Annotated in this window: 17 protein-coding genes; 10 read left to right on the top strand and 7 right to left on the bottom strand. The window is 56.4% G+C overall.

All coding sequences use genetic code 11. The features are described 5' to 3' along the window. Nucleotides 1-175 precede the first annotated feature (175 nt). Both J3U88_RS03145 and J3U88_RS03140 read left to right on the top strand, forming a co-directional pair. On the top strand, nucleotides 176-4,273 hold the full coding sequence (locus J3U88_RS03145) for a non-ribosomal peptide synthetase (RefSeq protein ID WP_207856676.1): 4,098 nt from the start codon (nucleotides 176-178) through the stop codon (nucleotides 4,271-4,273). A gap of 203 nt (nucleotides 4,274-4,476) precedes the next feature. Continuing rightward, the gene (locus tag J3U88_RS03140; RefSeq protein WP_207856675.1) at nucleotides 4,477-6,021 is read left to right on the top strand and encodes a PQQ-binding-like beta-propeller repeat protein; all 1,545 of its coding nucleotides are present in this window, start codon (nucleotides 4,477-4,479) and stop codon (nucleotides 6,019-6,021) included. 14 nt (nucleotides 6,022-6,035) lie between these two features. Here J3U88_RS03140 and J3U88_RS03135 read toward each other — a convergent pair whose 3' ends face one another. Then, nucleotides 6,036-6,695, bottom strand: a complete 660-nt coding sequence (locus J3U88_RS03135; RefSeq protein WP_207856674.1) for a GNAT family N-acetyltransferase — start codon at nucleotides 6,693-6,695, stop codon at nucleotides 6,036-6,038. A gap of 776 nt (nucleotides 6,696-7,471) precedes the next feature. Here J3U88_RS03135 and J3U88_RS03130 point away from each other — a divergent pair. Then, complete coding sequence (locus J3U88_RS03130) at nucleotides 7,472-7,900, top strand: VOC family protein (RefSeq protein WP_207856673.1); 429 nt, start codon at nucleotides 7,472-7,474, stop codon at nucleotides 7,898-7,900. 97 nt (nucleotides 7,901-7,997) lie between these two features. Here the strand turns inward: J3U88_RS03130 and J3U88_RS03125 are convergent, their stop codons facing one another. Then, the gene (locus J3U88_RS03125; protein ID WP_207856672.1) at nucleotides 7,998-8,222 is read right to left on the bottom strand and encodes a hypothetical protein; all 225 of its coding nucleotides are present in this window, start codon (nucleotides 8,220-8,222) and stop codon (nucleotides 7,998-8,000) included. 233 nt (nucleotides 8,223-8,455) lie between these two features. On the opposite strand from J3U88_RS03125, the gene J3U88_RS03120 reads away from it, so the two are divergent. Both J3U88_RS03120 and J3U88_RS03115 read left to right on the top strand, forming a co-directional pair. After that, on the top strand, nucleotides 8,456-8,866 hold the full coding sequence (locus tag J3U88_RS03120) for a VOC family protein (protein WP_207856671.1): 411 nt from the start codon (nucleotides 8,456-8,458) through the stop codon (nucleotides 8,864-8,866). A gap of 203 nt (nucleotides 8,867-9,069) precedes the next feature. Further along, a complete protein-coding gene (locus J3U88_RS03115; protein ID WP_207856670.1) occupies nucleotides 9,070-9,921 on the top strand; it encodes a hypothetical protein in 852 nt (283 codons plus the stop codon). Nucleotides 9,922-10,018: 97 nt separating this feature from the next. On the opposite strand, the gene J3U88_RS03110 is transcribed toward J3U88_RS03115, so the two are convergent. Beyond that, entirely contained in the window at nucleotides 10,019-11,269 is a 1,251-nt protein-coding gene (locus tag J3U88_RS03110; protein WP_207856669.1) for a glutamyl-tRNA reductase, read from the bottom strand. A 762-nt stretch (nucleotides 11,270-12,031) separates the two neighbouring features. Here J3U88_RS03110 and J3U88_RS03105 point away from each other — a divergent pair. Continuing rightward, nucleotides 12,032-13,000, top strand: coding sequence for a fasciclin domain-containing protein (locus tag J3U88_RS03105; RefSeq protein WP_207856668.1), 969 nt, complete (start codon nucleotides 12,032-12,034; stop codon nucleotides 12,998-13,000). A gap of 138 nt (nucleotides 13,001-13,138) precedes the next feature. On the opposite strand, the gene J3U88_RS03100 is transcribed toward J3U88_RS03105, so the two are convergent. Together J3U88_RS03100 and J3U88_RS34930 are read right to left on the bottom strand one after the other, a co-directional pair. After that, complete coding sequence (locus J3U88_RS03100) at nucleotides 13,139-15,427, bottom strand: Rv1355c family protein (protein WP_207856667.1); 2,289 nt, start codon at nucleotides 15,425-15,427, stop codon at nucleotides 13,139-13,141. A gap of 178 nt (nucleotides 15,428-15,605) precedes the next feature. Further along, complete coding sequence (locus tag J3U88_RS34930) at nucleotides 15,606-16,538, bottom strand: N-acyl amino acid synthase FeeM domain-containing protein (RefSeq protein ID WP_207856666.1); 933 nt, start codon at nucleotides 16,536-16,538, stop codon at nucleotides 15,606-15,608. A gap of 901 nt (nucleotides 16,539-17,439) precedes the next feature. Between J3U88_RS34930 and J3U88_RS03090 the strand changes: the two genes are divergently transcribed. Genes J3U88_RS03090 through J3U88_RS03080 form a run of 3 tightly spaced genes read left to right on the top strand, consistent with a single transcriptional unit; the run spans nucleotide 17,440 to nucleotide 19,075 of the window. Next, on the top strand, nucleotides 17,440-18,555 hold the full coding sequence (locus J3U88_RS03090) for a nucleotidyltransferase family protein (RefSeq protein ID WP_207856665.1): 1,116 nt from the start codon (nucleotides 17,440-17,442) through the stop codon (nucleotides 18,553-18,555). Next, the gene (locus J3U88_RS03085; protein ID WP_207856664.1) at nucleotides 18,552-18,779 is read left to right on the top strand and encodes a hypothetical protein; all 228 of its coding nucleotides are present in this window, start codon (nucleotides 18,552-18,554) and stop codon (nucleotides 18,777-18,779) included. The genes J3U88_RS03090 and J3U88_RS03085 overlap by 4 nt, the downstream gene beginning before the upstream one ends. A gap of 41 nt (nucleotides 18,780-18,820) precedes the next feature. Next, entirely contained in the window at nucleotides 18,821-19,075 is a 255-nt protein-coding gene (locus J3U88_RS03080) for a hypothetical protein (protein ID WP_207856663.1), read from the top strand. Here the strand turns inward: J3U88_RS03080 and J3U88_RS03075 are convergent. After that, nucleotides 19,072-19,269 carry a tautomerase family protein gene (locus J3U88_RS03075; RefSeq protein ID WP_207856662.1) on the bottom strand — a complete coding sequence of 66 codons (198 nt, stop codon included), beginning with the start codon at nucleotides 19,267-19,269 and terminating at the stop codon, nucleotides 19,072-19,074. The two genes, J3U88_RS03080 and J3U88_RS03075, sit on opposite strands and share 4 nt — an antisense overlap. A gap of 26 nt (nucleotides 19,270-19,295) precedes the next feature. Then, a complete protein-coding gene (locus tag J3U88_RS03070) occupies nucleotides 19,296-20,030 on the bottom strand; it encodes an SDR family NAD(P)-dependent oxidoreductase (RefSeq protein WP_207856661.1) in 735 nt (244 codons plus the stop codon). Nucleotides 20,031-20,168: 138 nt separating this feature from the next. On the opposite strand from J3U88_RS03070, the gene J3U88_RS03065 reads away from it, so the two are divergent. Then, complete coding sequence (locus J3U88_RS03065; protein ID WP_207856660.1) at nucleotides 20,169-21,053, top strand: LysR family transcriptional regulator; 885 nt, start codon at nucleotides 20,169-20,171, stop codon at nucleotides 21,051-21,053. Nucleotides 21,054-21,168 lie beyond the last annotated feature (115 nt).

The raw sequence follows: 21,168 nt of genomic DNA, 5'->3' as shown, positions 1-21,168 counted from the left end.
TTTTCAATGCGATCTATCTTTTTCCATATCCATGGATTTTCATTTATTTATTGCAGGTTGCACCATGCCTCATTAGGTACGTGCGCCCGCAACGACGTCTGCCAACCACAGTTAGCCCTTCCAACGAATCACCCGACGGATTCTGTCGACAAAACCAACCTCAATCGGAAGTACCATGCAATCACTTATGTCTTTTCCGCTTACCCCGATGCAGCTCGGGATGCTGTATCAGTGGCGATTGTCGCGCCACGCGGGCGTAAATTTGGAGCAGATGCTCTGCCATCTGCCGGAAGCCATAGACCCCGACCTTATGAAACAGGCCTGGGAACACGCCGTGACCGGTTACGACGCCTTACGCACCGGTTTTGACATCGCCAACCCGGCGAAACCCGAACAAGTCGTTTACGATCAAGTCAAAATTCCGTTTTACACGCTGGACTGGCGTCATCAATCCGAGGCGGAACAAAAAGAAAAATTGGATGCCTTCCTCGCCGAAGACCGGCGCGAAGGTTTTGACATTACCCACCCGCCGTTGATGCGGGTGAACGTGATTCAACATGCCGAGGAACAGTGGACCATGCTGTGGACCTTTCATCACATCGTGTTGGACGGCCGCTCCTTTCCTCTGGTTTTACGCCGATTATTCAACCTATACGCGTCGCTGCAAGCGGGCGAGACCCCGTCACCCCATACAGGGCCACCCTTCGCGGGTTATGAGGAGGCGGTTCGCACCCAATCGTTCGAAAAAGCGGAGCCCTACTGGCGGGATTTATTAGCAGGACTAGAGGATCAAAACCTGCCATTCCCCCACCAATCGCTTCCGATGCTGCAGCAAATCGAGCATGAGCAACACGAGGTGGTGTTAACCCTGCCGGCTGAAGACGTACAGCGTCTTGCCACATTTGCGGCAGACAATAAGGTCACCTTTAACACCTTGGTTCAGGCGGCTTGGGGTCAGACACTCAGCGCCTATACGGGTCAAAGCGACGTGGTCTTCGGGACGGTGCGCGCCTGTCGCTATCTAGACGTCCCCGATCTCAAAGAAATGGCGGGTATGCTGATAAACACCTTGCCGTTCCGCGTTACCATCAACGCGGAAACCAGGGTGGTCGACTGGTTGCAACAACTCCGTCAACAACAAGTCGACGCACGGCCCTTCGAGGCAGTGCCGCTCAATCATATTCAGCAGTGGAGCGGCATGGATATCGAGCACCCAATTGTGCGCACCATGCTGATGTTCGAAAACCAAGTTTTGGAAAAGGTCCTTCAGAAACAAGGCGGCCTCTGGGCAAAACGCGGTTTTAAGCTATTAGAAAAAACCGAGTTTGCGCTGGCGATGAGTGCCTACCAGGATAAGGATCTCAAACTGGTTCTGGAATACAATGCGGGCGTTTACACACCCGAAACGGCAAGGGACATTGCTGAATTAACGGCGCACGTTTTGCGTAGTTTGCCGGATTATGCCCAGCGCACAACGGCTGAATTACCCACGCTGACCCCTGCCACGGAAGCCAAAGTAATGCACTTCCGGTCGGAGGATTTCCCCAAGGACCGAACCCTATTCCAGATGTTCGAAGACAGGGTGGCGAAACAACCGGATACGGAAGCCGTTCGTACCACGGATGAAGTAATTACCTACCAAGCATTAAATGCCTGGGGTAACCAAATCGCCCACTTCCTTATCGAGAAAGGGGTTGCACCCGGTGATTTTGTGGGCCTGAGCTTGTCCAGATCACCCGTCATGATCGCGGCAACCCTGGGCATCCTCAAAGCGGGCGCGGCCTACATCCCGCTCGATCCCAAGTACCCGGAAGAACGCTTGGTGTGGATGATCGAAGACACCGAACCCAAGCTGGTACTCACCCAGACAGCCAACAAAGGCCCCCTGGAGGTCGGCGACACCGCGCTGGTTTGCGTGGACGAAAACCCAGACTGGTTGCAAGCCTATGCAAAAACCAACCCCGACGTGACAGTCACGATGAACAACTGGGCGATGTCTATTTTCACCTCGGGTTCAACCGGGCGCCCCAAGGGCGTGGTGCTCCCCTACCATGCGCTGGTAAACCACATCTGGACCTGCATCCACGATTACGCGATGAAACCGGGCGACCGTATCCCACAAGTCTCCACCATAAACTTTGATGTTTCGGTGGAAGAAATTTTCTCGGCGTTGGGTTCGGGCGCCACACTCGTGCTCCCGGAAGCAACCACCCTGGGTTCGCTCTCGGCATTTCTGCGCTGGATCGACGAGGAACGCATCACCGTGCTTGATCTGACCACGCTATTTTGGACGGAATTGGTTCACTACATGGCGGATCGCGGCTTGACGTTTCCCGATCATGTACGGCTTTTCATTTGCGGCGGTGAACGCGCTACTTGGTCCGCATTTAACGACTGGCTGCGCGTCGGCGGCGAACGCATTCAATGGATTAATGCGTACGGACCTACCGAAACATGCGCGATGGCGACCTACTTCACCACGGATCCAAGCCTTCCCATCGAACCCCTATCCGAGGATCCCCCGATCGGCAAACCGCTCCCCAATTATTGGTGCTACATCATCGATCCCCTGGGTCGCTTAGCGCCGCCCGGGGTTCCCGGTGAGCTGTACATCGCGGGCGCCGGCGTCTCCGACGGTTACCTCAAACGCGACGACCTTACCAAGCAACGGTTTATACCGGATCGGTTCCGCCAGGGTGGCGGTCGCATGTACAAAAGCGGTGATCGTTGCAAACTCGGCCCAGACGGAAATTTTGTCTACCTTGACCGGCTCGATAACCAGGTCAAGTTGCGCGGATTTCGCATTGAATTGGGCGCGGTGGAAAAAGCGTTACACCGCCATCCCGAGGTACAGGACGGCGTGGTGGTCGTCGTCAAAGCGCCCACCGGCAACCGCCAGCTGGTTGCTTATGCCGTGCCAAAAGAAGGCAAGGATCTCACCACGGACGGGGTGCTTGCCACCATGCGCGAAGAGTTACCCGCGTTTATGACGCCGGCGGCGGCGGTGGTCATGCCGGTATTCCCCAAGGCACCGAGTGGGAAAGTCGACCGCAAAAACTTGCCCGAGCCGGAATGGGGAAAGACTTCCGACTCGGGAGGACGCGAACCCGAAACCGAGCTCGAAACCCAACTCCAGGCCATTTGGCAAACGGTGCTCGGTGTTTCGCCAATTTACCTCGACGACGACTTCTTTGCGATGGGCGGCGATTCACTGCGCGCCATGACCATGTCGTCCCAAATCGAGGCCGAACTGGGTCGCACGGTGCCCCTAGCGTTGTTGCTTAAACAGCGAACCTTGGGTGAATATGCCCACGCCTTGGAAAACCAACTTGAACTGGAAGCCTTTGCCCCTTTGGTCCTGATGCGCGGAGGTGCGGGCATCCCGCTCTTCTTGCTCCATTCCTTAGGCGGCGACATTTTGATCTACCGCGAGTTGGCGGAAAATCTTCCCGCCGATGTCCCCATTTACGGCCTACAAATGCAGGGCTTAGATCAACAGACGGACCCGCACGAAACCATAGCCGAAGCGGCCCACGATTTCATTGAGCGGATTCGTGAGATCCAACCCCAAGGACCTTATTATCTGGCCGGTTACTCGTCCGGCGGCATCTTGGCACTGGAAATTGCCCAACAACTCCGCGATCACGGTGACGAGGTCGCGATGGTCGGGATTCTCGACTCAGCGATCCCACCCAAAACGGAAGAAGCCAACGCACCATCGAAACCCGTCTTCGCGGCCCGCTTCCTAAAAAACCTGCCTTGGTTTTTCATGGACCTCAGCTTGTACAATCCCAAGGTCCTTTTTGAGAAAATCCAGCAAAAGTTAAAGGTAACGCGTGAAGCCAAAACCACGCGGCCGGAGACGGGCCAACCGGAAAACGAGGCGGCCCAACCCGCGGTCATCTTTAATTTAAAGGACCATATGGCGGTAGATCCCTCGATCTTCCCGGAATACCGCCTCAAACTCATGGAGAAGCACTACAACGCTTTTTCCAACCATGAACCCAAGCCGTACGGGGGCCGAATCACAGTATTCCGAACCAGACGACAACCGCTCATGTCGCCCCACAACAGCTACCTCGGCTGGGATTTTCTGTGCAACGACAAACCCACCGTGTACCACGTGAACGGTACCCACCGCGAGTTGCTGGAGAAACCCCACGTGCTCCACCTCGCGGGTCAAATGAGCCGGGAACTTGAGCGAACCGGGGCCATGAGCCGCGCCGGTGAGATCCGCACCGACCATGAAATGGATACCCAGCACCCTAATTAAACCGAAACCCCGCGGTTCACCCTCTTTTTCCAACAACGGTCGTCCGGTCATAAACCAGGCGGCCGTTGTCTTCGTTGTACCCTCGGTTTGTCTCCTGATGGGTTGAATAAACCCATCATCACGGCCTTTATTCCCGGCCGCTTGCTCTATCATTAGAATAATGCAAAACGACACACGCCCGCGGGCGTTACCAATGAGGAACTATGAGCCAAGAACACAAAGGGCCGCGCTGGTGGCCGTTGCTCGTCATCTGGGGATTGGCCGGCACGGCATCGCTGGTCATGACCTTCAGTGGGTACCAACTCCACGAACGGCCGCTGTTAATTCGCGCCGTCATCCTGATCATCGCCGCCGGCCTCACCGGCCTGTGGCTGGTCTTTTTTTCACGCCTGCGGTGGCTGACACGGTTTGCGGTGATCGCGGCCGGTTTGGTCGGCATGTTCCTGTTCAACCTGGCCTTTGAAACCCATATGACCGGGGATTTGGTGCCCGAATTTCGCGCCCGTTTCCGCACCATCGATACCCAGCTCGGCGCGGGCGATGCGGCAACCGCCGCCACGGATTACGCCCAATTTATGGGTCCCTCGCGCCGCGCCTACCGACCTGATCTCCACCTTGAGACCGACTGGGAAGAAAACCCGCCGGAGCAGGTCTGGCGCCGCCCGGTCGGCGCGGCATGGTCGGCTTTTGCAGTCGCCGGCAACCTGGCAATCACCCAGGAACAACAGGAAGAAGAAGAATGCGTGATCGCCTACCAACTGGCCACGGGTGAAGAAGTTTGGCGTCAATGTGTCACGGCAAAATTTGCTACAACCATCGGCGGCAGCGGACCCCGTGCCACCCCGACCATTCACGAAAACCGGGTTTACGCCATGGGCGCCTTGGGCGATTTCATGGTACTTGACCGCAACGACGGCCGCGTCATCTGGCAAACCCAACTGTTTGAAAAGTTTGCCGCGGTTCCTCCCGAATGGGGCAGCAGCGTCTCGCCCCTCGTGGTCGACAACCTGATCGTGGTGAGCATGGGCCATACCCAAAAGGGCACCTTGGCCGCGTTCAATCGCGAGGACGGCACCCACGTCTGGACAGCCCAGGGCGATCCTTCCCACTACAGCTCCCCCACCCTGATGACCCTCGGCGGCCAAACCCAAATCGTCATTTTTGCCTCGCAAAGCGTGCGGGCCTTTAACCCGAGCGACGGCGCAACTTTGTGGTCCTACGCTTGGCCGGCGGAAGCGCCGGTGGTGGCGATTCCCGTGCAGGTAGACGACACGCGCCTGATCGTTTCCGCGGGGTACGGCATGGGCGCGGGCGCGATTTCCGTAACGGCGGTGGAAGACGGATCCTGGCAGGTCGAGGAACAATGGCGCAACATCAACCTCAAGGCCAAATTCGCCAACATGATCGTGATCGATGGTTTTGTTTACAGCATGGATAACGGCATCATGACCTGCGTGGATGTCAACGACGGCGAACGCCGTTGGAAGCGCGGGCGTTTCGGCCACGGACAAATGATTCGCGCGGGCAAACACCTCTTGGTGACCACGGAAAAAGGCGAGGTCGTTTTGATGGATCCCAACCCCGAGGCCTACCGCGAATTGGGCCGTTTCCAGGCCGTTGAGGGCAAAAGCTGGAACCCGGCGGCCTTGGCCGACAATTTCTTATTGGTCCGCAACGCCGAAGAGGCGGCTTGCTTCCGGCTCAAAACCGACGAACCCGCCGTCGCAACGGAACCCGCGACCGAATAAGCCGCGGCCGTGGGTTACTTCAGCGGCAGAACCATGAATTTGGTGGACTCGGCGTTGGGAACGGCGCCGAACACCTTTTTGCCCTCGAAGGTATAGTCACTGTAGCGAATTTCATGCGTCGGTTGGAAATCGTGGTATTCCTGAAAGAGTTTCTGGGAACGGGGCCCGGTAGCTTCCACCACGGCGGTCTGGAAACCCAGCTCACGGGCCATCGCCACGGAGTGATCAATCAAGTTGTCGCCGACCCGCTGACCGCTTACATCCAGGTCAACCGCCAGCATGAACATGTGAAAGAACCGGCGCTTGATCGGCGGGTTGGCTTCCAAGTAGGGACCCCCCACCCTCTCCAAAAGGTCAAAAATGGGATGGAAGGTTTCGTGTAGGTCGTTAAAAATCTCAGGCTGCGGATCGTTTAAGTCTTCATTGATCATGGCGCCGAGAACGCGGTTGTCCTCCCGGTTAACAGCAATTTTGGTCAATCCGTCTTCCAGAGTTCGCGCCAAAAGCACTTTGACAAAATCGGTATAGATGGTTTTGGGAATGTTTTGGACAATCGTCATGGGCTCGTGGTTGAGGAACATATGGGATACGAGCTCGGCGGTTTCATCCAAATATTCGGCGGAAAAAGATTTGTAGATGATTTCAGGAATGGGCTTGAGGACACTTTGTGTCATGATGATTCCCCCGTGGTTCAAGTGAGAACAAGGACCTTTTATCGGCCGCAATCGATGTGGTTCACTGTGAAAACCATGGTGGCCTCTCGCAAAAAGCGACGCCAAAAAAATCAACCCAACCGCGTAAAAAGCAGTGCATACAGGTTGCGGGTGGCGCCGGTTAAGTCAAGAAACCGACTGTTGATAAGCCAAACCATGGAAAGCGTGCGGTGACATCAATGTATCGCAATTTCACCGTGATGCGAACAAAAACATCGATTTGGCAGTCAAGGTCCACATGGTTCATCGGGTCGGTCGAAGCCCATGGGCAAGCGGCATCTCACGAGACACTACGACTTGATGTAAAGCAAACCAGATGCAAACTTACCAAAGACACCATGCTTTCGCCAACATTATCTATTCATTTTTTGCGAAGTCTTTAAACTTCCCTAAATACAGCTAACTTACTCGGAATTTGCGCAAAAAATGTCAAGAACCAGGTGGTCTCAATCGTTTAGATTGCCTCTAGAGCACTTGAGAAGTGTCCACCGGTGGAAGCTCAAAGGCACAGAAAGGTTTCGTTCCTCAACCTAACACGCATCGTTTCAGAGGTTAAAGCCTGATAGGATAGGTCGATCCATCACGCGTTGATGTGCCGGCCAAATCGTGTCGCGGTTACCGAGACCGATCCAATGCCTCTCAAGGGCCCCGTTCCTAGCCACCCATGGCGCCATGGGTACGGCCTCGTCAGCGAAGGCCGAGGAACGGGAACATCCAATTCATTGAAGGAGTGACCCATGAAACTCTCCACCATTTACCCTGTCATCACCACGCAGAAGCTCCAAGAATCCAAGGCTTTCTACACGGAACTTTTTGGCTTCCAGATCTTCTTCGAAAATGACTGGTATATCCACATGGGCAACGGCACCCAGCAGCTTGCATTTATGCTGCCGGACCACCCAACCCAGCAAGACATCTTCAAAAAAGCGTACAACGGCGAAGGTTTGGTTCTCTGCTTTGAGGTCAAAGACGCGAACGCTGAATTTGAAGCTTTCCAGCAAAAAAACGTGGCCATTGAAGTCCCGTTGACCGATGAAGCATGGGGCGAACGCCATTTCGCGCTGTACGATCCCAACGGTATCGCGATCAACGTAACCCAAATGACCCAACCCAGCGCGGAATACCAGGAAGGTTACGCGCCACAGGGGGAGCCGGCCGCCGGTTAAACCGTGCGACCGATCATCGGGCGATCCAATCAAAAAGGGCGACATCACGCGGTGTCGCCCTTCTTGCGTTTGAGGTAGGGCCGAAGGCGGCCGGTGTTCAAACGGGATGAATTTTCGCCGGGTTCCGAACTATATAAATGGTTACGGTGGCGGTGTGATCGCCAGGCAAGGTGTAGGTAAAGGAGGTTTCGCCCAGGAAGTCCGTGTAGGCCAAAAACGACCATTCGCCGTTGCTCCAGCGTAAACCACGCGCGTTGAACTCAGGCGGGCTGTAACGGTTGCGCTCGAGGTACACATCGTTGGCGAACACATTTAGGGTCATGCCGGCCACGCTCAAGCGTGAAGCTATCGTCGCGGGCCACGTTCTTCGTGGCACCCCGAACGAAAATTTCCAGTCGGCCGGGTACCTCGTGGGTGCCGTCGGTAACCCAGTACGTCACCACATAAGTACCTGAACGCCCTTCAGCAAAGGGGTGCAGTTCTCGCCGGACCATGGTAAAAATCGAACCCGTCCAAAGAAACAACACGCGGTGAACGGCGCGCGAGGGGGAACCGATGAGTCAATACGTCAGCGGCATCCGGTTATTGGTTCAGGATTACGATGAGGCCATTGATTTTTATGTGGATCGTTTGGGATTCACCTTGGTGGAAGATACGGCCCTAGATGACCAAGGGAAACGATGGGTGACGGTGGCGCCACCGGGTTCACGGGAGACGCGCCTGCTGTTGGCAAAGGCCGCGGATCGAGACGAACGGGGCATGATCGGCTGTCAAAGCGGCGGTCGGGTGTTTCTCTTTTTGACCACGGACAACCTCAAACGCGATTACGAACGGTACAAAAGAAACGACATCGTGTTTGTGCGTGAGCCGGTGGTTCAGCCCTACGGCACGGTGGCGGTTTTCCGCGATCTCTACGGCAACCTGTGGGACCTGATCCAACCGGCGGAACCGGCTGTCTCAGGTTAATCCCGCCAAAAGTCGTTTTCAGGGTGCACCACATGGGCTAAGCGTCCGACGATGCGCTATTTGGTATGATGGCAACCGTCATCGGCCGCGCGACACGCAGGCGGCCCTGGACACCGCCGGGAAAAACGCTTGAGGCGCCCGGGAATCCCCTATCGCGCCGCCCCAAACTTCGTGGTCGTGCGCCTGATAAAAAGGTACCAACCATGAAACACCTTCTCATCCTGCTGTTTTCGGTTCTCGCTCCCCTAGTCGCCCAGGAAAATGCCCCAGACGAGGCACCGCTTTACGGTAACTGGGACTTGGTTAAAGACGACGACCGTCCGCCCGGCACCCCGGTCGAGCAAGAACGCCTCAGCATTTACCCGGACGGTACCTTGATCATTTCCGGGATCCCCGTGTCGCTCACCTATGCGGTTCTTGAGAACCGCTTCGTAGTGACCGCCACGGCCGGCGGGGAAACGCAAACCATGATGGATCGCGAATTTACCGTGGATGAGACCTGGTTTCGCATGAAAAATAACAAACAGGGTTATGTGCACTACCGTCGCAGCAGCGATCCCTTGAAACCCTTGGTCGATACCTCGGTCGCGCGGACGTTTAAAGATGAATGGATCGAAATCAGGGTGCCGGCCGGCTTCCAAAACATGGCCAATGACGACACGTCGAAAGCTCACTACAGCTTTACCCATCCCGAAACACAAATCATTACGCAGATCATGGTCTCCAAAGAAACCGGCGCGGGCGACGTTTTCGAAATCACCCAAAAATTTTCCAATGAAATGCTGCGTCAATTCCCGCCGGAGCATCAACCCAAGGTGGAAACCCTGGAAAAAGACGGGTTTTACAACGTGGCAGGTAAGTCGATCCGCTTTTCAAAAAGTTTCCCAGAGGGCACCATTCATATGTCCTTCCTCACCACCCGCGTTGGGGAACATACCGTCTTTTTGTTTGCCCAAGAGATGGCACCCGCGAGCGGCTCTACCGCGGCGCCGATCCTCAAGGGGATGTTTGCCTCGTTCCAGGTCAAAGGCAAAAAATTAGTGGGAACCCCCTAACCCATGACATATCGCGGTTTCGCGGTCGGAATCACCCAGCGCTTGGCTCCGTCCGGGGTCATGCGGTCTCTTTCAGGCGCTTTTCCAATGGAAGGGTTTAAGCTTGTTTGCGGAACAGAGGGCTTCCCTTGGCAACAGCCTGCTTGATCAAACGCACACCATTCATCCCGAACTCCCGTGCGACCGCCCGTAAGGTCAACACCGGGACCACCGCCAATCGCCGCGCGATATGCCGAACCATGGGCGCCAGATCGTGGAACATGCTTTCGGGTTGTCCCTGCTTCTTGAGGTAGCTTTGCATCATGGCGAGCGCTTCCTTTTGGAAATAGTCTTGAAGGGCGTGCAAATCATCGGAAATGGCCAGACCGCGCCATTTATCCCAAAAAGCACCAACCTCTTGTTCAATGATGCGTTCCGCCTCGGGGATTTCGGCGGCACGTTCGCGACGGTTGCGGCGCAGCTCCGGCTCGCATGCCGCCAAGGACCAGAGTCGGAGGTTATCGGGTAAAACGGCGTCAGGTGCACAATCCGGTGGGGTGGCCGCGTCAAAAACCACGACGGGCCGTGCCGCCGCGGCGCGCCGCAGCCAATCCTCGCCAAACAACACGTGGGGCGCACCGGTCGCGGTCACCAGGGCGTCAAACGGCGGCGGCTTGGCCAGAAAGTCGTCAAGCGTCATTGCCTGACCACCATAGGTCGCGACCAAGTCGGAGTGGGAGCGGTTGACAAAAAGGAACTGATAATTTGCGTTTCCGGCAAAATGGGGCAGCAACCGCCGAATGTAATCGCCGGCGCCGACAAAAACGATGCGTCGTCCCGCGTGTTCGGTGAGGTGTCGGTTTAACTTTTGGTAAATCAAACTCAGGGGCGCAACGACCTGGCGGCCGATTTGGGTTTCGCCGCGCACGCGTTTGCCCGTGTGCAAAGCCGCGGCGACCAAGTTGCTCAAGCGGCGTCCCATCCAACCTAGGGACAAGGCATGACGGCTCTGACTTTTGATTTGGTGGGTGATTTCGTATTCACCCAAGGCCATGGAGGCCAAGGAGGCGGATACGGCAAAGAAGTGGCGAACGCACTGCTGATCAAAACGAACCTGGAACTCCGGCCAAAAGTCCGCGCGCCGAAATTGTTCCTGAAACCGGGTACGCAGTGCACGATGATCGACATCGTCAGCCACCGTGAGGAAAAACTCACGTCGGTTACAGGTTTTGAGGAAAAAGACTTCCTCGACACCAAAGTCACAACGCAACGCGGCGAAAAAAGTGTCCAACACCGGGTCGTCACCGTCGATGGCGCCGAGTTCACGGGGCGCTGCAAAATGGTAATCAAGCGAAAATGAAAGTAACACGGCCATGCTCCTCAGAAGGTCCCAACAAATTCCGTAAAAAACCGCAAACCCATGCGGCAAATTCCGCGACGCGCGCCCTCCACATCCCCAACCGATGCCCGGCGCGACGAATCCACACATGAAAAAGGCGCCTCAACCCTCACCATTCCAGCCACTTATTCGCCTCAATCAAAAGACGCAATCCGGGTGAACGCCAAGGTGCCACCCAGGGTATTGCAAAGGCGAGGCCGGCCATAAATTCCTGCCCAAAATGCCGTTGGAAAAGGCGCAAAACGACGTCCTCTCCTGAAAGAAACACCAAAGTTCACAATTCAAGTCTATTTTTTTCAATAATTTACTCCAAGCCTGCACCGCTGAACCAAGAACCCTTGCGCGTTTTCTTTAAGCAGCAATGCAGGGCCATTGGGCCCACAGGATTCCGGTGGCCACCGATATTTCGTTAAAACCACCCTTTAGGAACCATCAACAGGGGCGTACCAGCCCAAAACATGAATCACCGGGCAGGCGTTCTGTTTGATACACGCCGACAGTCTTGAATCTGGTCGAAAAAAACCATGTCCCCATAAAAAGAACCAACACGTTTAATTCCTGTTGTTTACCAGAGCAAAAATCGAAGTAGGCCACTTTTTTCAACAAGAAATGTGATCCCTGTTGCATCCAGCTTTTCCCCATTCACGAATGACCAAACAACCAACAGGTTCGGCCGACCCGGAGGAAAAAGCTTTTTGTTGACCCACTTCTGGTTCAATTAGGAGACCCACCATGCGGATGTTTTTGTTTTTATCGCTCGCTTCCCTCTTCCTTTCGGCCCCCTCACTCGAGGCGCAGTGCGGCTCGAAAAAAACCGCGCATCAAGCGTACAAGCAGCATACTGAACGTCAAACGGTTGCCTACCACGATAACCACCGGACACACCGGCCGGACCTGGTCGAAACAGCCCTGGCCAACGGCAACTTCAAAACGTTAACAACGGCCTTGGGCAGCGCGGGCCTGGTGAGCGCATTGCAGGCGAAGGGTCCCTTCACGGTGTTTGCACCAAGCGATGCCGCGTTCGACAAGTTACCCGCCGGGACGGTTCAGTCCTTGTTGCGACCTGAAAACCGTGAAGCCTTGACCGCCATCTTGACCTACCACGTGGTCAAGGGCGCCTACAACGCCGAACGGGTTACCCGCCAAAGCGGCGCCGCCACCCTGAACGGGCAGCGCTTGCCTTTTGACACGGCGTCCGGTGTCCGTGTAGGACGTGCCTCGGTGGTGCAAGCCGACATCCATACCGCCAACGGCATCATCCATGTCATCGACGAGGTCTTGCTTCCCAGTGACCAAAATTTGGTGCAGGTCGCCGCCGGTACCGGTGACTTTGAGACGCTGATTGCCGCCGCAAAAGCGGCGCAATTAGACGGTCTGCTTGCCAATCAGGGACCATTCACCGTCTTTGCCCCGACCGACGATGCCTTTGCCAAGTTACCCAAGGGCACGGTTCAAAACCTGCTGAAACCCGAAAACCGAAACCAACTGGCCGAGATCCTCAAGTACCATGTCGTAAAGGGTCGGGTCTTTGCCGATGAAGCAGTCGGGGTGGGATCGGCCCACGCGGTTAACGGGGACGACTTGCAGTTTAGGCTGCGTGAGGGCCGTCTCAATGTAAACCAAGCCAAAATCGTTGCCTCGGATGTCCAAGCGCAAAACGGCGTCATCCACATCATTGATCGGGTCCTGTTGCCGAATTAAAAAGATGATGCACGGAAAAGGCCTTAGGGGCGGCGGGCATCCGCCGCCTTTCTCGTTTAGGATTCGATTAAAGGGGATTCGCAAATGGCGCATCGGCCAGGGAATTTTCCCAGAATCTCACCCGTGGTTCCGAAACCTTTACCTTGCGGGTTGATCAGAAACGGGGACGGGACTACCCAGACGTACCAATTCGGCCAGGGATTTGCGACGACTACGCCGAGGGCTTGGTTGGCCCGGGAAACAGCGCATTAGGAAAACGGCACGGTCGGTGTTGAGGTTGAATTCGCCCCGCAGCGCGGCGGAGACCCGCTCGAGCTCGTGGATTTCATGATGGTTGAAGCCAAGCTCAGGACGATGCTTAGCCAGGCGAAGAAGAAACAGCGTGGTGCCGATGGGTTGGACCAGCCATCCATTTTGATGCAAGGAAAGCCAACATCGTTGCACCTGGCGCCCCAATTCAAACCAATCACCGGGGCGGTCTCGATCAAGGTGGAGGGAGATCAAGGCGGGCGATGCAGCAATCGGTGCGGCAAAGCCGGCACATAAACCCCGTGCGCCGTTTACAGCACGCACCTCGGCAACGACCTCCGGCCGCTCGAGCAGGCGAACCGCAAGTGCTTGCGCGGGGGCAAGATCCAGTTCTCCGTATTCAATTCCGGTACGCCGGTGTGAAAAGGCGCCGTTATCGCGGTAGATCTCATGGAACAAATCGCGATGCAGCTCGGGATGAAGGCAACGAATACGTTCACCCACCGCAAGCAATTCACCCATGCGGGTACGCGCGGCCGGATCCTGCCAACACTGAAGGCTTAGGTTTTGGGGGAACAGATCGCGGAGTCGCTCAAGAGGAAAAGGGGGTGCCTCACCTCCCGGCGGGCCTTGCCGCGAGGTCAAGCGAGCCCCAAGCGCGCCGGCGAGTTGGGGCAGGCCGGATCGATCCGGTTCGGCTGACCAGGTGCAGCGCGCGGAGACATCGGGTTGATCGGGAAATGGAAAAGGAGAAACGGTGAGACGGCCACCGAACGCGGCGGCTTGAATCGCGGCATTTTCCACCGCCGCCCCGTGGGCCATCCAGGTTGGCCCGCGGTCGAAGTCAAGGGCCTGGACAACGCCCGCGTGTTCCGCGCGAACCCAAAAACCGTCCTCGTCCACGTGGAACCGCCAGGGTTGGCTGTTGCCGCCCGAAGGCGCAAGCCGGGCCGCATCGAGCAGCGCGTGTAGCCTCGGATTCATCCCCTCCGGTGTGGCCTGCTCCACAGCACAATCAGGGCCGGGTTTTGTACAGGCTTCGGCCGGCCCGGTTAACAGAGGTGCTTGCTGCAAGGCGCCGAGGCCGTCGAGGATCCAGCGGCCGGAGCCCTGCACCCAACCGAGGGCAACCGCGCGTACGGCGTGACAGACATGGCCGCCGCCGGCAACCACATCGGCCGCCAGTTGCGGCCAGGTGGTCAAGGTATCACCGATTTCCAGAATGGAAGCCAGCATACGCGGGGAAACGTCCTGAATCCGATTAATTTGTAAGGCCAAGTCCATGCGCGCGAAAGGATCGCGCGCCGCCACCGGTGCCTCCTCCTTCACCAAACCGTGAAAAATTGGCCGATCCGGTTCCAAATCAAAACGTTCGATATCAAGCACGCCGCGGTCACTGGACTCCATAATCACGGGAATGCGGCGCGCTTTGGCCTCGTGACGCAAGCGAACCTTTAAGGCCATGTCGTCACATTCTTCGACCAAAACATCGAGTCGCGGGCTATCAAAAAATTCGGCGAGGTTGTGATCGTGAATGCCCTCGTGAAAGCAAGATACCTGGAGGTAGGGATCCTGCTCGGCGATTTGACGCGCGGCCAGCACGGTTTTGGCACACCCCAAGTCGGTCACGGAGGCACGGATCCGATTCATGTTCGACAATTCAAGGGTGTCAAAGTCCGCCAACTTGACGGCGCCGAAACACCCTTCCATGGCCATGGTCAGCGCCATCGCGTTCCCGACAGAAAGCCCAACCAGACCAACCGTTTGGCGTGACAGGACGGCTTGTTCAGCAGCGGTAATTTTGTTCTGGTTACGGTTGAGGCGCAGTTCGCGAAACAAAGCCTCGGGAAGAAGCTGAACCAGAGTTCCGGTCCAAGGGTAAAACACGTAATTCCCCCAGTTGCGCGGCGATGCGCCTTGCAGCAGCGCATCGCACCACGCCTGGTAAGCGGGCTCTTGCAAGGGCCCCTCGGGGAAACGGATACCCGCCAGGCCCCGCAACTGTGGGCCCAACGCATCCACGAAACGAACCACGCGTCCCGTCGCACATAAAGATTGCAGGGCATGCCACTGGGCGGGATTTGAAGCGGAAAACACAAGGGGCCGATAAACGGCATGATCAGCAACAGAAATGCTGACAAGATCTTCGATAAAACATTTTTTTTCAGAAACTTGCATACAACTTTCCTTTTGAATGATACGGGGACACACGCCGGCCAAACACCGGCGAGCCAAAAGCCGGTCTTTTGGGTGAACCGCTACCAAACACAAGCAGGGGTCTACCCCTGTGGAAACCTAAGAAGCGGCGCCCAACCCACGCGAGGCGAGTCGGGAACCGGATTTCAGACCACGGTGTTTAATGAATTTGACACAAGGTCTTTTTTAGCCGACCGCCCATCAAACGCAGCAAGGCGCCGACATGGTCGAGATTGTTCATGATGTGACTTTGAAACCAATGACGGCCAAGCACCATGGTATCCAACGGGCTCGTGGCAACCACATCGGCGCTGCGCGCGTCCTCGGTCAACAGGGCAAGCTCGCCAAAGAGATCACCGGGCCCCAATTGGTTGACACAACGGCGTGCCTCACCCTGACGCACCAGCACATCGGCAGAACCATCGACGATGTAGTAGGCTTCACGTCCTTTGTCGCCGGCATGGATCACGGTCTCACCCGGCTCAAAAAAGGCGCGTTCAAAGTTTTCGGTATAGTGATGAATTTGCTGATTTTCAATAAATCGCAAAAAAGATTCGGGTAAATCTCCCAAAGCCAAAGCCATGGGGCAAATAACCAACCCGGTCTCAGCTTGGGTGAAGGTTTCGGCAATGGGGCGAAAGCCCATCCCGGTCAACTTCTTCACCACGGTGGGGCGAACGGGTGCGAGTAGATGGCTCATGCCGTTGTGATAGGCATAATAAGCAGTCATCAACAGTAGGTTTTGAATGAGTCGTTGTTGGCCCCGAAAGGCGGGATCGACACACAACATGCTGCAAAATAGAACCTGATCGGGGTTAAGGTGTTGCGCTTGAATAAACGGGTTGAAGTCAAAGTAGGCTCGGGCGGGATCGCCGGCTTGAATACCTCGGGTCAAGCGCACCCCCCCGGCAACGATCCCCGCCTGTTCCGCCATCAAATTGACAGTAGAGGGGAATGCATCAAAACGACCGGCGAGCCGGCCGTCGGGAGAGAGGGGGGCCAAACGGTCTTGTTCGGCAAATACGCGATGTCTGAGTTGGAATAGCTCATCGAGCTCCTTGGGAGTTTTGGCAATACGAATAAAAACGCCCACAGAAATACCTCCGAAAAACGAGAAGTGGAAGCACATTAGGGACACAAGGACGCGAATAATAGGTCGGAAACACCCAGGCCACAAAAATTCTATATTGATATTCCGACAAATCTGGTTAACAGATCGGAACTTGTGGCAATGAATCAGACGAATTTTTGTCTGTCTTCATCTTCATTATGGGTGACATCCGGGCAAAGTCGAAGGAAAAGGAAAGCGATCTTACAAGGACCCGCGGGAATGTAGCCTCGGTCACACCTTCCGAAAAGACGCACCCCAGCATGATTCACCGATCACCGCGAACGCGTGCGGCCAACCCAAACCCCTGTGAACAAATTTCCTTTGGATCCTTTTCACTTAGCCCGCGGTTCTCACAAGGATTCGTCGCGAGAAGGTGAAAGCCTTGTTAGTGCGAAGATTACGACCAAGCCACGGCACAGGGGTCCGACCATTCGGCGTAGCAGCTGAGGCGAAGGCGGCTCGACCGAGTAAAGCGGCCGGCCGCCCCGCGGAAGGCAAACCCTCGTAATCGCATGGGTTGCCCCGTAGCAGAATTCCTTGTGAGAAATGCGGGTTAGAGATAAGTTCCACAACCCTGAAAACCGAGTCAAGGATCGGCACCCCGAAGCGCATTCACCGACCCCGGGCCCAGTCGCTCGGGTGACGGCGGGGATTTGGGCTGCGTCACACGAGGTTCTTTCCCGAGGCGAGACACGTCTCACAAGGGCACACCCTGAGACACATTCTGAGACAACACCTGTGTCTCAGACTTGTCTCAACTAATCATCTACAGAACAAACTCTTTTTTTTACAAGCACTTAAACATCTTCATAAAAGCCGGCACAGGCACTGCTCTAAGGTATCGCGCCGAACAGGCAACCCATTCCCGACGAGGAGTCACCCCATGAGCCATGTTTCACACCTTGCTTCCGTTTCGACCGTATCCGCCCCGGCGACGATTCCGGTTGTCATTGATTACCACCACGTCCCCGAGGAAATGGTCGCCGCGGAAGCCGCCATGGCACTGCCACTGCTGCCTGTCGGCCGGGTAACCCTTATCGAAAAACAAATAGCTTGGCTGCGCCAATGCGGGTTTCGGAAAATCCTGATCAACCTGCGCACGGGGCACCGCGACACCCGCCTCTTTTTGCAGCGCCGCAAGGTTCAGGGTGTCTCCGTTTCCGTGGTGCCCGAACGCAACGCCAACGACTTACCTCGCTTGCTGTCCGAGGAAGAACCCGCCACCGGCCAAGGGGTTTTGCTGATGTCCGGGCTCTTCCTCGGCAGCTTTTTTTTACCCAGCATCTACCATCACAGCACCCTGTTCTCGGCTGGACGCGAAACCAAACCCTTGTGTTACATCGCGCCAAGGACCTTGCTCGCCCAAGTGGCCTCCATGGCACCCGGTGTTTCGACAGAGGCAATCGTGAAACGCCTGAGCCGGCAGAACCAGGGCATCCGCAACCTGCGGCTGTCGGACCCCAGCTTTACCCTGAAAAGTTTGGCCGATTACCGCGAGCTGAACCGGTACACCAACTTTGTGGAGGGCAAAGATATTCTCATAGGGGCCCACTCGAAGATCGCCAAAGATTGCACCTTCATGGGTCCCAACTTGATCGGCGAAGGGGTGGTGATCGAGGAAGGCTGCACGATCGGGCCCTACGCCACCCTGGCCGACGGCGTTCACGTTGGGCGCAACAGTGTTGTACGCGACGCCATTGTCACCCACAACACCCAGGTCCCGGCGGGAAGCCTCCATGAACACTGCCTGGTTTTGCCGGACCTCGCATTGAACACGCGCCTGCCTACCTGGTCTCACAAAACCAAGCTGCCGAGCATCACCCGCATCCGCCCCAAACAACCACCGGCGCGGCAGGCTGTCGGCCGCTTTCGGCATCTCAAATCGGCCTGGACCTTTCTCGGCCTCCAGTTCCAATTCTTCTCTGAGCAAGTCGAGGTCATCGGGTTGTTTCCAACACCTCTGGGTCGAAGCCAACCGGCACGGGGGAAACGCTCATGAGCGCAACCAACCAGCCGCGCCTAGAAGTGCGATTAAGCCAATTGCACGACACCCTGGCCGAACAGCGATTAGAGGCGGCACGTGGAACGGCGGAAATAGAAGGCGTCCACCGACGCCTGCGCCTCTTGCATCAACGTCTCAACCAACACCAACGATCGATGCACCTAATCCAAGAACGGTTGAAACGCTGTACCGCCATGCTGCGCGGCCTCAACAGTAAGTAACCGCAACCACGTTAAAAAACCTGTCGGTGCGGGAGGTAACCATGTCGGCATCATCTCAAGAACTCATAGAAGTCCTGTCCCGGCGTTTCCCGTTCGGGCTGGACGCCCAACACTACCTTGTCGCCCTCGATTTGGTGCGACCCAGCCACCCGGATCGCCGCCTAACCCGACTTTTGGCACAGTTGTCGGGCAAAAAAAGGCACCAAGTTCTGCAGGACATCTACCGTGGAAGATCGGAACATAGGGAGCGACCCGCGACACGTTCGCGCCGCGGGTCCAGTGGCGAACCGAATTAAGTGAACCCATTGGGTCCGTACTGTTTGGCCATGCGCCCCCAATTTTCACGCGGCAGGGTCTCGATAACGACCATCGTGTGCTCGGGCTCTTTTCCCAGCACTTCTTGAAGCGCCGCGGTGGTTTTGACAATGAGTGCACGTTTTTCCTCGGGGGTTACCCCGTCATCGGTAATTTTGATATTCACATACGGCATGAAACACACTCCTTCTTGATGTTTTGTTAGCGGCCGGCAACATTGCCGCCGTCTACCGGCAAGATGACGCCGGTGGTGAAATTGTTTTGTGCCAAGAACAACGCGGCCTCGGTGATGTCGCGCGGTTCGCCGATTCGATTAAGCAGATGCATTCCCGCCAGTTGGTCGACCTGCTCGGGGTTGTGCAGCGGGGTACGAATGATGCCGGCGGCGATGGTGTTGACACGGATGTTGTCGTCGGCCAGCTCGGCGGCGAGGTTTACGGTGAGGCCGTGCACCGCGCCTTTGCTGGTCATGGGCGCGGTGACCGGGAAAGCCTTGGCGGCATGGTCGATCAAAACGGTGCCGATGTTAATAATGGCCCCACCACCACGGACCTTCATGACCCGCGCCGCGGCTTGACTGGTAAAAAAGGTCCCCAGTAAGTTGGTGCGCCAAAACTTCAGTAAATCGGTCTCTTCAACTTCCAAAAAAGGCTTGGGCTCGAAGATTCCCGCATTATTAATGAGCACGTCGACGCGGCCGAAACGCGCCAGGGCTTCGTCTACCAAACGCCGCCCGGTTGCGGGATCGCCAATATCGCCGACGACGGTTGCGACGCGGTCCGACTCGCCCAAGGCGTCGGCGGCACGCGTCAACTTGGCCGCGTTGCGGCCGTTCAGAACAACCCGCGAACCGGCTGCCAAGAAGCCGCGCGCCATATCAAACCCCAAACCTTGGGTCGCGCCGGTAATTAGAACGGTATCGATGCTTGCTGTCATTACATTCTCCAACAACATTATTTCTTGCGGTTTGGGTGAGGCCTCATCCCGACACCAAAGATAAACGCGGCGACGAACAGAATCCAATGTTATTATTTCCTCATTCTGATAACTAAAAGCTATCAAGGACTTAAAAATATGACGCACGAACAGCTAAGGGTGCTTCAGGCCGTGGTAGAACACGGCGGCTTTCGGGCGGCGGCGGAAGTGTTGTTCAAATCCCAGCCGGCGGTCAGCAAGATGGTGCAAAAGCTCGAACAGACCTGTGGTTTCCTCATTTTGGATCGCGATCACTACCGGCCAAAACTCACGCGTGAAGGTCGGATTTTTTACGATCAAGCGGTGAAAACCCTGCACCAGTTTGCGGTTCTCGAAGGGGTCGCGGCCCGTTTGGCAACACCGGAAGAAAACGAGGTGGCGGTGGCGGTCAACGCAATTTGCCCATTGGATCCGGTCCTGCGCGCGTTAAAAAAAGTTCAAAACCGGTTCCCCGCCACGCGGATTCACCTGTCGATGGAAATGATGGGCGGTCCTTGGGAACGGGTTCAAGACGGTTTGGCGGCTTTTGCAATCACGACCCTGGACGGCATTGACCCGGGGTTATGCGTGACGGCGCCCTTGCTCACGGTTCCCATTATTCCCGTGGCTCACCGCGACCACCCCGCCGCCCAACACACGCATCCGTTGAGCCGCGACGACGTGGCGGCCTTCGTGCAAGTGCTGGTGGCGGATAGCAGCCGTCATTCACCCGAACAATCTCGGGATGTGGTCTTTGGCGCGCGCCATTGGCGAGTCACCGATATCAGCAGTAAAAAACACATCATCATGGCGGGCATGGGTTGGGGCGGTCTGCCCGAATACCATATTCGCGGGGAATTGGCGGACGGCCGCTTGGTGGCCCTGCCGGTCGAAGGCTTCCCGATTCGCAAGTCACAGCAACATCTGGTACGCCGCGCGGCGGGCCCACCCGGCCTAGTGGCAGGCCAATTTTGGGACGCGCTTTTGGCCGAAACCACGTTTTAAAACGGAGCGCCCCGCTTCAGATCCTCGTGTGGTTGACCCCGTGAAAAAGGCAACCTTTACTTGCGTAGCCCGCGTACACTAGCAACAACCACGTTCTTCATCCAGCCGGCCCGCG

Source organism: Acanthopleuribacter pedis (assembly GCF_017377855.1).
In the GTDB taxonomy this organism is placed as follows: Bacteria; Acidobacteriota; Holophagae; order Acanthopleuribacterales; family Acanthopleuribacteraceae; genus Acanthopleuribacter; species Acanthopleuribacter pedis.
The sequence above is the reverse complement of the archived record's forward strand: the minus strand, read 5'-3'. Positions and strand labels throughout refer to the sequence as shown.

Coding starts and splice junctions, on each gene's coding strand:
- J3U88_RS03145 (WP_207856676.1), top strand. CDS start 176: ATGCAATCACTTATGTCTTTTCCGCTTACCCCGATGCAGCTCGGGATG.
- J3U88_RS03140 (WP_207856675.1), top strand. CDS start 4,477: ATGAGCCAAGAACACAAAGGGCCGCGCTGGTGGCCGTTGCTCGTCATC.
- J3U88_RS03135 (WP_207856674.1), bottom strand. CDS start 6,695: ATGACACAAAGTGTCCTCAAGCCCATTCCTGAAATCATCTACAAATCT.
- J3U88_RS03130 (WP_207856673.1), top strand. CDS start 7,472: ATGAAACTCTCCACCATTTACCCTGTCATCACCACGCAGAAGCTCCAA.
- J3U88_RS03125 (WP_207856672.1), bottom strand. CDS start 8,222: ATGACCCTAAATGTGTTCGCCAACGATGTGTACCTCGAGCGCAACCGT.
- J3U88_RS03120 (WP_207856671.1), top strand. CDS start 8,456: ATGAGTCAATACGTCAGCGGCATCCGGTTATTGGTTCAGGATTACGAT.
- J3U88_RS03115 (WP_207856670.1), top strand. CDS start 9,070: ATGAAACACCTTCTCATCCTGCTGTTTTCGGTTCTCGCTCCCCTAGTC.
- J3U88_RS03105 (WP_207856668.1), top strand. CDS start 12,032: ATGCGGATGTTTTTGTTTTTATCGCTCGCTTCCCTCTTCCTTTCGGCC.
- J3U88_RS03100 (WP_207856667.1), bottom strand. CDS start 15,427: ATGCAAGTTTCTGAAAAAAAATGTTTTATCGAAGATCTTGTCAGCATT.
- J3U88_RS03090 (WP_207856665.1), top strand. CDS start 17,440: ATGAGCCATGTTTCACACCTTGCTTCCGTTTCGACCGTATCCGCCCCG.
- J3U88_RS03085 (WP_207856664.1), top strand. CDS start 18,552: ATGAGCGCAACCAACCAGCCGCGCCTAGAAGTGCGATTAAGCCAATTG.
- J3U88_RS03080 (WP_207856663.1), top strand. CDS start 18,821: ATGTCGGCATCATCTCAAGAACTCATAGAAGTCCTGTCCCGGCGTTTC.
- J3U88_RS03075 (WP_207856662.1), bottom strand. CDS start 19,269: ATGCCGTATGTGAATATCAAAATTACCGATGACGGGGTAACCCCCGAG.
- J3U88_RS03070 (WP_207856661.1), bottom strand. CDS start 20,030: ATGACAGCAAGCATCGATACCGTTCTAATTACCGGCGCGACCCAAGGT.
- J3U88_RS03065 (WP_207856660.1), top strand. CDS start 20,169: ATGACGCACGAACAGCTAAGGGTGCTTCAGGCCGTGGTAGAACACGGC.